The organism is Butyricimonas synergistica DSM 23225 (assembly GCF_000379665.1).
Lineage (GTDB): Bacteria > Bacteroidota > Bacteroidia > Bacteroidales > Marinifilaceae > Butyricimonas > Butyricimonas synergistica.
The window spans coordinates 220,836-233,298 of the sequence record NZ_KB903359.1; the positions used below are offsets into that span (position 1 = coordinate 220,836).

Here is a 12,463-nt window from a genome sequence, read left to right on the forward strand (position 1 = left end):
GTTATTTCGTTATTTGAGTTTGTTCTATCGTTCCGTTCAAGTTATCATTCTCGTTTAGTGTGCCCAGCCTGACGGGCACGATCCGGTTCGCCAGCGTCCGGTCGTAAGGAAGTTCCACCCGGATATAGTTGTCCGTGAATCCGCAGATCGACCCATTCGTGTCGCTATCCTCGAACAGCACGGGGCGCACCTCGTCATGGTGAGCCGCGTAGAAGGAGTGCAGCTTCTGTTCGGACACGTCAAGCAGGACGTTTACCCTCCTGTGTTTTTCTGTTTGCGTTACGATGTATGGTATTTCGAGTGCTTTTGTTCCGGAGCGTTCCGAGTAGGGAAACACGTGCAGTTGCGACACGTCGAGTCCTTCGATAAATTCCCGTGCGTCCTCGAATGCCTCCGGGGTTTCCCCGCGCATTCCGGCGATGACGTCCACGCCGATGAATGCGTCGGGCATGAGAGTCTTGATCTCCTGTACTTTCATCGCAAACAGTTCCCGCTCGTAGCGGCGTTTCATGAGGCGTAAAACCTCGTTGTTGCCGGATTGCAGTGGCACGTGGAAGTGTGGCATGAAACGGCGGGACGATGCCACGAAACGGATAATCTCGTCGGTCAGCAGGTTTGGTTCGATGGACGAAACGCGGAAGCGGTCAACTTCCTCCACTTCGTCGAGAGCCTGCAATAGCTGGATGAATGTTTCTCCCGAGCCTCTCCCGAAATCGCCCGTGTTCACACCCGTGAGGATGATCTCGCGAATACCCCGTGCCGCCGCATCCTGTGCTGCTTCGAGTACGGCTTGTATCGAGGCGCTGCGGCTGCGCCCGCGGGCGTAAGGGATCGTGCAATACGTGCAGAAATAGTCGCATCCGTCCTGTATCTTGAGGAAACTGCGGGTGCGGTCGCCGTACGAGTAGGCAAGGTCGAAACCGGCTACCTTGAAGATGTCGCACGAGTGCGGTTCCTGTTTTTCCTGTTCCTCGAGGTGGGTGAGGTAGTGAGCCACGTTGAATTTGTCACGGGCACTGAGCACGAGGTTCACTCCCTCGATAGCCATGATCTCCCGTGCCCGTAGCTGGGCGTAACATCCCACAACCACAATATAAGCGCCGGGGTTACGGTGGATGATTTTCCGTATCATCTGCCGTCCCTTTTTCTCCGCTATGTCGGTGACGCTGCACGTGTTGATAACGAAAATATCCGCCCCATCCTTCTCCCCGACAGTCACGGCACCCGCTTGTTCGAGGCTATGTTTGATGGTGGAGGTCTCCGAGAAATTCAATTTGCATCCTAACGTGATGTACGCTACACTCTTCCCTGCTATATTCATGCGTGATTGTTTTATGTCTTGAGTGGACAAAGGTAGTAAATAATTGAAAATTGAAAATTGAAAATTGAAAATTGATTTTGTGACCGTGTAAAAAACTTGTAACTTGCAACCTCAAAACTTGCAACTCGCCGAAGGCGATAAAACTAGGAGTAGATGAAGTATTACGTTATTGCCGGAGAGGCATCGGGCGATCTGCACGCCTCGAATTTAATCAAGGGTCTGAAACGTCGTGACCCGGATGCGCTGGCGCGAGGCTGGGGGGGCGATCTGATGCGTGCTGCTGGCTGCGAGATCGTGCGCCATTACAAGGATACCGCCATCATGGGGTTCCTTACCGTGTTGAAGAACCTCGACAAGATCAAGGCGAATATAGACGAGTGTCGCCGGGATATTTTGGCGTGGCGCCCGGATGTCGTGATTCTCGTCGATTACGGGGGATTCAATCTCCGGGTGGCGAAGTTTATCAAGGAGGCGGGTATCCCAGTCTATTATTATATATCGCCTAAGATATGGGCGTGGAACACGGGACGGGTGAAGAAGATCAAGCGCCTCGTCGATCGGATGTTCGTTATCTTCCCCTTTGAGGTCGGGTTTTATGCCCGGTATGATTATCCCGTTTATTACGCGGGTAACCCGCTGGTGGATGCCATCCATGACCGGGATCACAAGGACGAGACGTTCGAGGAATTTACCCGGCGGAACGGGTTGTCGGGAAAGCCAATCATCGCCCTCGTGGCGGGTAGCCGGGCACAGGAGTTGAAACACGTGTTGCCGAAGATGTTGTTGATGATACCCCACTTCCCGGGGCACGAGTTCGTGATTGCCGGGGCTCCCTCGATGATGGATGCCGACTATGCGTCTTATATACAGGGAACGGGAGTGCGTATCGTGTACGGGCAGACCTACCGCCTCGTGAAACAAGCCCGTGCCGCACTGGTTACCTCCGGGACGGCGACGTTAGAAACCGCCATACTGGGAACCCCGCAGGTGGTTTGTTATAGCGGGGAGGGGGGAGCTTTCAGCTATTTCTTGTTCAAGACCTTCGTGAAGGTAAAATTCATTTCGCTGGTTAACTTGATCGCGGGGAGAGAGGTCGTTCCCGAGCTGCTGATGCAGAAGTTGAATGAGCGGAACATCCTGCACGAACTGTCTGCCATCTTGCCCGACGGGGAGAGCCGTGCTGCGATGCTTGCCGGTTACCGGGAGGTAAACGAGCGTCTCGGGGAACCGGGTGCCTCGGATCGGTTCGCGGAGATGATGATCGGACAATTGAAAGAGAATGTCACTTCAAACAAGGATAAATCAAAATAATCAAGACCATGAAAACGGTTGTTATATCTATGCTGGTTTTACTTTCTCTATGCGTCATGGGGGAGAACAAATGGCGGTTTACTGCCAAGGAGAAAAAGGTGATAGAGAAGGTTGTTTCCGAGATTCCGGATTCTACCCGGAAGACATTCGACAAGCGTTACAAGGCTTGGAAGGATGCTTACATGAACAATCATGAAATACGGCTTAGCAGTCGGACGGAGTCTTCCAAAGAGGTGCCGGAATACAAGGAGCTCGTGAAGATGGGCGACCGGATTATTCCCTTGTTGATTCAGAAAATGAGCGAAGATATTGACCTTAATTTCTTCGATCTGGTGCCGTATCACGACCTGCAAACGAACGAAAAATTGAAAGTCCGCGGGATGATGAGCGAACAGGACAGGGCGTACCAAACCGTGTTGCTGTGGGTGAAGTCTATTTCTTTTCCTTGAACAGGAACTTGTTGCCGTCGAAGAATGCCTCGATAAGGTCGAAACGAATGAATCTGGCGAGGATCGTCTCCGCTTTCGGGCGGGAAACCCGTGCAAGGCGGCAGTATTGGTTGAGGCTGATGGTGTCGTGGTGTGCGAGATGGTCGAGCAGTATTTGTTCGCTTTCGGTGTAGCGCACGAGTGAACCGAGCGGGGTTCCTGACTGTTGCCATACCTTGAGGTGGACAGGCGTGGCGAGGATGTTCTCATCCTTCACGCGGACGTATGCCCACCAGTGGTTGTCGTGGTCTTTGGCGTAATACGGTTTCTGTTTTCCTTCCGGAATGATGACTTCCAGCACGGTGCGTCCCTCGATGCGGTAGGTGTGCATCTCGCATTCTATCTGTGGTTTGCAGTAGAGCGAGGTGGCGGCTTCGACCATGTATATTTCTTCCTCCGAGCGAACCCCGGCTATCTTGCCGTTGTCCTTAACCCCGACAAGCAGCCTGCCGCCGTCGGTGTTGGCAAAGGCGGAGAGTGACCGGGCTATTTTTCGGGCATCGGATATTTCAAATTTGAAATCCTGTTGCTGGTGTTCCCCTTCCTCTATTCGGTCGTGTATGTAGTCAGATGGTTCCCGTGCCATGGTCTGCTTCTTGTTTGTGGCGCAAAGATAAATAAATTCTCTGTATTTTTCCGGTAGGGTAAACACGCTTTTGCCCGGGGAAGAACTGCTGTCAATCTGCCTTTGTATCTTGTATTGTTGGTAGCTTCTTGTATTTTTTTGCTTTTTATTTCGTGTGCTTTTTTTATACATTTGTATTCAAATACAGGAGACGTAAATCTATATACCCAGGAGGGGTGTGGATTTACGTCTCCTGTTTTTTTTGCGGGGGGCGTAAGAGTTTATTCATTTATAAACCTTTATTTATTTGATACATGAGTAACAAAAGAAAAAGTCAGAGAGTGGCGGCGGCGGGAAAAGGTCAGTTGTGGCTGAGCGCTGAGGGTGTAGATGCGGCTATCTGGGCGTATCGGAAGGCTATGTTGTCGGATGGGAGGGCGTATGTCGTGATCCGGGAACTGATGTTCCTCGGTGATTTTGCCCGGGAATTGGGGCGGGAAACCACGGCGGTGGAGGCGTACCGGGAGGCGTTGGAAGCCTGCCTCGGTGGCGGGCGGGTGTACGCCTGCCGCTATTGGCGTGATGCGTACTATTGTGCCTTGATGGTCGATTCTATCTTGGGCAACGAGGGTTGCACGGAAATGGATCGTGTACTGGACTTTTTTAACAGTGCCTCCAGGCGCTGTTAAACTTTTATAGATACCCGTCTGTTTCCGGTCCCATGTTAAAGAGTAGGTCTATGATGCTGAGGTTCGGGACAAAGGGAAAACGCTCGGCGAAGGTTTGGTGGTAAGGCTTCGGGGTGAAAGGGCGTTCGGCACGGCGGCGGGAGGGCTTGGGGTGAATGACATCGCGCAGGTCTTCGTGGTTTTCGGGGGTCGGGTAGTAATCTTCGGTGAATGACAGGGGACGGTGAAGACCGATGTTCTCCATGAGTTCACGTAGAATCTTAGTGTTGAGGTCGAGCAAATATTTCTCTTTCCGCTCGAAAAAGGGCATGAAATTATCCATGTAATAATCGTAGTAGGGAGAGTTCTTGTAGGCGGATTCGATGCCTTTGAAATGGAGTTTCTGCCAAGGGGTGGAATAGTCCACGAGTACGTCTTTTGTCAACATCTTCAGCGAGGCTCCTTTTACGACGGGGACGGAGAGGGTCATGACGCCGTTGGCGGTCATGATGTCGCAGCGGTTGCGGTAACTTTGTTTGCCATAACTTTCATACTGTTCTACGAGTATTTCCGAACAGCCTTTGATCTCCGAGAAGTACTGTACCGGGGGAAAATATGCCGTGTTGACTAGAATGTTGCTCATGATTTATTCATTACAAATTACGGGTTCGCAAGTTACGCGTTATTTTGACTCCGTGCAAGAGGAATACCTGGGCAAGGTGTGGTTGCGGGCGTGCAAAACAGGCTTCCTCGGGTTGTGAATGCCCAAGAGTGACTGTTCACGTGGAGTTAAGGCGGCGTTAAACTGCAAAAGAGCTTAATATTTTTCACTTGGGCGGAAATCTGTATTATTTTCTCTTCTTTAATGAATTTATACCAAAAAAGTATGGTTTTTGGTTCGATTGTTGTATCTTGTAAAACAATTAACAAAATGTCCGGGTTCGGTAAAGGACTTCACGGGATAGGCAAGAAAGGAGAATAATTTTTACCCCGCGAATAGAACAAAAGCCATGATTCCACGTAAATTAATGGTAACAATATCCTAACCGGATTGTAACATAAAGACGGTTTATTTGAAAGATTAAAATATAAAAAAAGATATATGATGCTAAAACTCGAGGAACAAGATAAATTATTACAACCATACGCGGGTGTGATCGAGAGAAGACACCAGCAAGTGTTGGATATGGAGCGGGAGTTCACTTACCGGACGACGCGGCTGGCGGATGCGTGTAACTCGTACCTCTATTACGGGTTGCACCGCGTGGCGGACGGTTGGGTGTTTCGGGAATGGGCGCCGAATGCCACGGCGGTTTATTTCTTGGGGGAATTCAATGACTGGCGCAAGCATCCCGACTACGCGCTGACAAGAGCTGGAAGCGGGAACTGGGAAATTCGCCTGCCGGCGGACGCGTTGGCGCACGAGATGCTGTACCGTTTGCTGGTAGAGTGGGACGGGGGAAGCGGCGAACGCTTGCCGTCGCACGTGAGGCGGGTGGTACAGGACGAGTACACGAAGGTGTACAGCGCACAGGTATGGGAACCGGCGCAACCTTACCGGATGCGTTACGGCAGACCGCCGCGGGCGGAGAATCCCTTGATTTACGAGGCTCATGTCGGAATGGCGACGGAGCACCGGAGGGTGTCGACGTTCACGGAGTTTCGCCTGTTCGTGCTACCGCGGATCGTGGATTTGGGATACAATACCATCCAGCTGATGGCGGTACAGGAGCACCCGTATTACGGGTCGTTCGGTTATCAAGTGGCTAATTTTTTTGCGGTGAGTTCCCGTTTCGGGACGCCGGAAGAATTAAAGGCATTGATTGATGCGGCGCATGGCTTGGGCGTGCGGGTAATCATGGATATAGTGCATTCCCATGCGGTGAATAACGAGCTGGAAGGGTTGAGTCGTTTTGACGGGACGACAGACCAGTATTTCTATCCCGGTGCACGGGGACGCCACCCGTTATGGGATTCCCGTTGTTTCGATTACGGGAAACACGAGGTGTTGAATTTCTTGCTGTCGAATTGCAAATATTGGCTGGAAGAGTTTCAGTTCGATGGATTCCGTTTCGACGGCATCACGAGTATGTTGTACTGGGATCATGGGATAGAACGCAATTTCACTGAATACTCTATGTATTACGACGGGAACGAGGACGAGAATGCAATCACTTATCTGGCGCTGGCTAATCGGGTGATCCATCAAGTGGCACCGGAAGCGATCTCCATAGCCGAGGACATGAGCGGTATGCCCGGCGTGGCTTCCCCGGTAGAAGACGGGGGCATGGGGTTCGATTACCGGATGAACATGGGTACGCCGGATTACTGGATCAAGTTGCTGAAGGAGAAGCGGGATGAAGAATGGCACGTGGGAGACCTGTTCTACGAGTTGACGAACAAGCGGGAGGAGGAACACACGATTAGTTACGCCGAGAGTCACGATCAAGCTTTGGTGGGTGATAAAACGATATTCTTCCGGTTGGTAGACAAGGCGATATACTCGTCGATGAGCGTGTTTGATACGAGCGTGATTACCGATCGGGGGATGGCGCTTCACAAGATGATCCGTCTCGTGACGATAGGTACGGCAGCGGACGGGTACTTGAACTTCATGGGCAATGAGTGGGGACACCCGGAGTGGATAGATTTCCCGCGGGAAGGGAACGGTTGGAGTTACGAGCACGCTCGTCGATTGTGGAGCCTCGTGGACGACGAGAGTTTGCGCTTTCGCTTTTTGAACGTCTTTGACAAGGCAATGTTACAGGCGGTGACGGACAACAATATCTTCGAGTGGCGCCCGGAACCGCTGGTGCGGGATAACGAACGGCAGATATTGATTTTTATGCGCGGGGACGTGATGTTCGTTTTTAACTTCAACCCGGAAAAGTCTTTCCCGGATTACAAGTTCGATGCACCCTCCGGAAAATTTACTTATATACTGGACACGGATGACAAGGCATTTGACGGGGCGGGACGGATAAACCCCGAGACGGAACATTTCACCTGTTACGTGTCGCCCGGAAGGGGACAGTTGAGTTTATATATACCCGCTCGGACGGGGCTGGTTTTACGTCGAAGTTGAATAATTGAAAATGAACTCTTCCGTCGACAAAGCCGAAGACGGTAAGTATTTTAGCTCTTCCTCTGTTTATAGAGGGAAATCGGCGAGTAAGCAAGAACAGACAGGAGCTTGCTCCGTGTTTGTCGAGCGAGAGCCGATTCGAGACTGCCTCGGGCTCAATACCCCTAAGGGGGGAGTTTTTAGAGATAAAAGATAAAAAAAATAGGAATTTAGAGAGGAAAGAAGCGTTGACACGAGCGTGGAAATCTAAAATCATCAAATCTAAAATTAAGATATGAGTTACTTGAATTTCAACAAAGAAGAATTGGTTAACTTGGAATATTCCTTGAAAAGAGAGGTGCTTTCGACCAATAGGGCGGGGGGATATTCTTCGACAACCATAGTCTGTTGTAACACGAGGAAATATCACGGGTTATTAGTCCTGCCGATCAAGGAGTTCGACGGGGAGAACCACGTGTTGTTGTCCTCGCTGGATGAAACGATCATTCAACACGGGCAGGAGTTCAACTTGGGCATACACAAATACCCGGGAATATACGAGCCCCGGGGGCATAAATATATCGTGGATTTGGAATACGATCCGTTGTTCACGTTGACCTACCGGGTGGGAGGTGTCGTTTTGAAAAAAGAGATATTGATGGTGCACAATGAAGCACAATTGATGGTTCGTTACACGCTGGAGGATGCCCATTCGGAGACGTACTTGCGGTTGAAACCATTCTTGGCTTACCGTAACGCACATTCACTGTGCAAAGCGAATATGATGGCGAACACGAAGTACGAGGTAGTGGAGAACGGTATCCGTTCCAAGCTGTACGTCGGGTTTCCTGCATTGAATATGCAGTTGAGCAAGGCGAACGAGTTCGTGGCGGTGCCGGACTGGTATTATAATATAGAGTACCTGGAGGAGAAAGCCCGCGGGTATGATTACAAGGAAGACCTTTTTGTTCCGGGCTATTTCGAGGTTCCGATCAAGAAGGGGGAAAGTGTTATTTTCTCGGCATCGACAGAGGAGGCGAAGACCTCCGGGTTGAAACGCAAGTTCCAACAACTGGAAGCGAAACGGAAACAACGCGATGATTGCGAGAATTGCCTGACGTATTCGGCTTCACAGTTTATCGTGCATGACGGCAAGGACACGGAGGTCGTGGCGGGCTACCCGTGGTTCGGTCGTTGGGGGCGCGATACTTTTATTGCCCTGCCCGGTTTGACGCTGGCGGCTTGCCCGGATCTAAAGACCTGCAAGGAGGTGCTTGACACGATGTCCCGACAGTTGCACAACGGGTTGTTCCCGAATATCGGCAAGGGGGATAAGGCGGCTTACAACTCGATCGATGCCCCGATGTGGTATTTTTGGGCGGTGCAACAGTATGACGAGGCTTTGAACGAGCCGGGAGCGATATGGAAGGCTTACGGGAATAAGATGAAAGCTATTCTGGCGGCGTTCCGGGACGGGATCAATCCCGGTTTGCACATGGATAAGAACGGATTGATATGGGCTGCACAGCCCGGCAAGGCACTGACGTGGATGGATGCCGTGGTTCGAGGAGTCCCCGTGACGCCGAGGGCTGGATATGCCGTGGAGATTAATGCCTTGTGGTATAATGCCGTGTGCTACTCGCTGAAGCTGGCGGAAGAGGAAAAAGACAAGAAATTTGTGGAAGAATGGAAAGAGATGCCCGAGTTAATCCGGAAGTCGTTCGTGGAAACCTTCTGGAACGAGGAGAAGGGATATTTGGCAGACTACGTGGATTTGGAAGGGCAGAACCTGTGGGTGCGACCGAATCAGGTTTTCGCTTGTTCGTTGGCTTATTCCCCGATTACCGATGACATGAAGGAAAGCGTGTTGAACGTGATTACCCGGGAGTTGCTGACTCCGAAAGGACTTCGTACGTTGTCGCCCAAGAACCCGAATTATCACGGGCATTACGAGGGCGACCAGAACCGTCGTGACGAGGCTTATCATCAAGGAACGGTATGGCCTTGGTTGATCGGGGCGTACATCGAGGCGAACTTGAAGTTGCACGGGAAACAGTTTTTACCCGAGGCGAAAGAGTTGCTGGACGGGTACGAGGAAGATATGACGCTTTACGGGGTGTGCTCGATTGCCGAGGTTTACGACGGCGATCCGCCACATAACCCGAATGGAAGTATATCGCAAGCATGGAGTGTGGGAGAAGTTTTGAGAAGTATGGAATTAATTAGAAAATGTGAAAATTGAATTTACACATTGCCACACATATAAATTATATAATATGAAAGTATTGATGTTTGGGTGGGAATTTCCACCACATATTGCAGGGGGCTTGGGAACGGCTAGCTACGGTTTGACGAAGGGTCTTGCCAAACATGGAGTCAAGATCATGTTCGTCATGCCGAAAGCCGGTGGTGATGAAGACCAGAGTGTTGCAAAGATCATTAATGCGAGTGATGTCGAAATGATGAGCGAGTACTCGACGTTGGACGAGTATTGGCAGAACGTGAACTTTATGGAGATCGGTTCCAATCTGGTGCCCTATCTTGACCCGGAGACTTTCGAGAAGACGGTGACGGAGGCGGTGAAAACCGGGGAGCACGGGGAACATATCGCTTTCCGTAACAAGTTTCAATTCTCCGGTAAATACGGGGCGAACCTGATGGAGGAGGTAGCCCGCTACGCCATGGTGGCTGGGACGATAGCGGCGCAACAGGATTTTGATATTATACACGCCCACGACTGGCTGACGTATGCCGCCGGGATCGTGGCGAAGAAAGTTTCCGGCAAACCGTTGGTGATCCATGTACACGCCACGGAGTTCGACCGGAGCGGGGAACACGTGAACCAGCAAGTGTATGATATAGAGCGGCGAGGTATGGAAGCAGCCGATCGGGTGATTACCGTGAGTAATCTGACACGGAATATCGTGATTAATCGTTACGGTATTGATCCCGATAAGGTGGTGACCGTCCACAATGCCGTGGATTTTCAGACACGTGAGGATGTCGAAGTAGAACGGGGCGTGAAGGAGAAAGTAGTTACTTTTCTGGGGCGAATTACTTTCCAGAAAGGTCCCGAGTATTTTATCGAGGCAGCGAATAAAGTCTTGAAACGTTATCCTAACGTCCGCTTCGTGATGGCGGGAAGCGGCGATTTGTTCAACCGGTCGATCCGGCGGGTGGCTCAGTTGAAAATAGCGACGAAGTTTCATTTTACCGGTTTCTTGCGTGGTGACGATGTGCAGAAGATGTTCTCGTACAGCGACGTGTATGTGATGCCTTCTGTTTCCGAGCCGTTCGGGATATCCCCGTTGGAGGCGATGAGGGCGGGAGTGCCCACGATCATCTCCAAGCAATCCGGGGTGGCAGAAGTCTTGAAGCATTCTATCAAGGTGGACTACTGGGATGTAGACGCTTTGGCGGATGCCATATACGCCTTGTTGTCTTACCCCGCATTGGGTAAAATGGCAGGTGAACAGGGACTGGAAGAAGTCAACCAACTGAAGTGGGAGAATGCCGCTTTAAAGGTTGCGGAGGTTTACAAAAGTGCGTTAGAAATGATAAGGTCACGGGTGTCCTCCGGACAAGGCTTATAATAGTTGACAATAAAAAATAAATAAATTATTGGAAAGGGAGAAAGGGAAAGTCATTTTCAATTTTCAATTTTCAATTCTCAATTAAAAAATGTATGGTTATGAGAAAGACATTGTGTTTCTATTTTCAGATACATCAACCGGTGAGACTGAGGAGGTATCGTTTCTTCGATATAGGCAAGCGCCACGATTATTTTGACGAGTACGTGAACCGTTCAACGATCCGGCGGGTAGCGGAGAAATGTTATTTGCCGATGAACCGGCTGGTAATGGATATGATAAAACGTTACGGGGAGAACTTCAAGGTTAGTTTTTCCATTTCCGGGTCGGCATTGGAGCAGTTTGCCCTGCATACGCCGGAAGTGATCGAGAGTTTTCAGGAACTTGCCAAAACCGGGTGCGTGGAGTTCTTGGCGGAAACGTATCCCCATTCGCTGGCATCCCTCTCGTCGACGAACGAGTTTGAAATGCAGGTAAAACGCCACGTAGAGAGAATGCAGGAATTATTCGGGCAGAAACCGGTGACGTTGCGCAACTCGTCGTTGATTTATTCCGACCAGATCGGGGAACGGGTGGCGGCAATGGGATTTGAAGCCATGTTGACGGATGGAGCGAAACACGTGTTAGGTTGGAAGAGTCCGAATTTCCTGTACACGAATGCGGCGAACCCGAAACTGAAATTGTTGTTGAAGAATTCCCGGTTGAGCGATGACCTCTCGATGCGTTTTGGCGAACGGGAGTGGGGCGAGTGGCCGATTACTGCGGATAAGTATGTCCGCTGGCTGAATGATAGTGCAAAAGACAGCGAGATCGTGAACCTCTTTATGAACTACGAGACGTTCGGTGAAAACCAACCGGCGGAAACGGGTATCTTTGAATTCATGAGGTCGTTGCCCGAATATATATTCTCGATGACGGATTTTGAATTCCTGACCCCGAACGAGGCGGTGAAGAAACACCAGCCCGTGGCGCCGTTGCACGTGCCGTATCCGATCTCGTGGTCGGACGAGGAGAAAGATATTACCAGCTGGATGGGTAACGAGTTGCAGACGGAGGCTTTCGAGGAGTTGTTCAAGATACAGTCCCGCGTGAGGGCTTTGAATGATCCGGTTTTGGATAAAGATTACGCGCGGTTGCAGTCGAGTGACCATTTCTATTATATGAGGACAAAATTGTTCTCGGACAACGATTTCCATCGTTACATTTCTCCTTATGAAACCCCTTACGAGGCATTCATAAATTACATGAATGTGTTAAGTGATGTTATCTTGCGGGTGGAAGATATGGAAAAAAAGCGTATACTTGTAGATGAAAAGGACACCGATAACGAGGAAAACCCCGTGAAACCTAAGAAAACGACTCGGGCTCCTCGTGTGAAAAGTGCTGAAAGTGCCGCGAAGACATCAAAAAAGGTGGACGCTAAGGAGAAAAAAGTTAAGTCAAAACATTAAAAAGT

General features: G+C 50.4%; 10 protein-coding genes. 7 read left to right on the forward strand and 3 right to left on the reverse strand.

Going from position 1 to position 12,463, the window contains the following annotated elements; translation table 11 throughout:
• Position 1: 1 nt before the first annotated feature.
• Positions 2-1,321 carry a tRNA (N(6)-L-threonylcarbamoyladenosine(37)-C(2))-methylthiotransferase MtaB gene (gene mtaB, locus A3CY_RS0100950; protein ID WP_018336007.1) on the reverse strand — a complete coding sequence of 440 codons (1,320 nt, stop codon included), beginning with the start codon at positions 1,319-1,321 and terminating at the stop codon, positions 2-4.
• 153 nt (positions 1,322-1,474) lie between these two features.
• Between mtaB and lpxB the strand changes: the two genes are divergently transcribed.
• Together lpxB and A3CY_RS0100960 are read left to right on the forward strand one after the other, a co-directional pair.
• A complete protein-coding gene (gene lpxB / locus A3CY_RS0100955) occupies positions 1,475-2,632 on the forward strand; it encodes a lipid-A-disaccharide synthase (protein ID WP_018336008.1) in 1,158 nt (385 codons plus the stop codon).
• 8 nt (positions 2,633-2,640) lie between these two features.
• Positions 2,641-3,081, forward strand: a complete 441-nt coding sequence (locus tag A3CY_RS0100960) for a hypothetical protein (RefSeq protein ID WP_026207167.1) — start codon at positions 2,641-2,643, stop codon at positions 3,079-3,081.
• On the opposite strand, the gene A3CY_RS0100965 is transcribed toward A3CY_RS0100960, so the two are convergent.
• Positions 3,065-3,706, reverse strand: a complete 642-nt coding sequence (locus tag A3CY_RS0100965; RefSeq protein ID WP_026207168.1) for an AlbA family DNA-binding domain-containing protein — start codon at positions 3,704-3,706, stop codon at positions 3,065-3,067. The two genes, A3CY_RS0100960 and A3CY_RS0100965, sit on opposite strands and share 17 nt — an antisense overlap.
• A gap of 293 nt (positions 3,707-3,999) precedes the next feature.
• On the opposite strand from A3CY_RS0100965, the gene A3CY_RS0100970 reads away from it, so the two are divergent.
• The gene (locus A3CY_RS0100970) at positions 4,000-4,374 is read left to right on the forward strand and encodes a hypothetical protein (RefSeq protein ID WP_026207169.1); all 375 of its coding nucleotides are present in this window, start codon (positions 4,000-4,002) and stop codon (positions 4,372-4,374) included.
• A gap of 4 nt (positions 4,375-4,378) precedes the next feature.
• On the opposite strand, the gene A3CY_RS0100975 is transcribed toward A3CY_RS0100970, so the two are convergent.
• Positions 4,379-4,996, reverse strand: coding sequence for a WbqC family protein (locus tag A3CY_RS0100975; RefSeq protein ID WP_018336012.1), 618 nt, complete (start codon positions 4,994-4,996; stop codon positions 4,379-4,381).
• Between the two features lie 459 nt (positions 4,997-5,455).
• Here A3CY_RS0100975 and A3CY_RS0100985 point away from each other — a divergent pair, with 459 nt between their 5' ends.
• The 4 genes from A3CY_RS0100985 to A3CY_RS19975 all read left to right on the forward strand — a co-directional run bounded on the left by A3CY_RS0100985 (position 5,456) and on the right by A3CY_RS19975 (position 12,458).
• The gene (locus tag A3CY_RS0100985; protein WP_018336014.1) at positions 5,456-7,438 is read left to right on the forward strand and encodes an alpha-amylase family glycosyl hydrolase; all 1,983 of its coding nucleotides are present in this window, start codon (positions 5,456-5,458) and stop codon (positions 7,436-7,438) included.
• 274 nt (positions 7,439-7,712) lie between these two features.
• On the forward strand, positions 7,713-9,659 hold the full coding sequence (locus A3CY_RS0100995) for an amylo-alpha-1,6-glucosidase (protein ID WP_018336015.1): 1,947 nt from the start codon (positions 7,713-7,715) through the stop codon (positions 9,657-9,659).
• Between the two features lie 34 nt (positions 9,660-9,693).
• The gene (locus tag A3CY_RS19970) at positions 9,694-11,010 is read left to right on the forward strand and encodes a glycosyltransferase family 4 protein (RefSeq protein WP_051082660.1); all 1,317 of its coding nucleotides are present in this window, start codon (positions 9,694-9,696) and stop codon (positions 11,008-11,010) included.
• A gap of 98 nt (positions 11,011-11,108) precedes the next feature.
• Entirely contained in the window at positions 11,109-12,458 is a 1,350-nt protein-coding gene (locus A3CY_RS19975) for a glycoside hydrolase family 57 protein (RefSeq protein WP_018336017.1), read from the forward strand.
• Positions 12,459-12,463 lie beyond the last annotated feature (5 nt).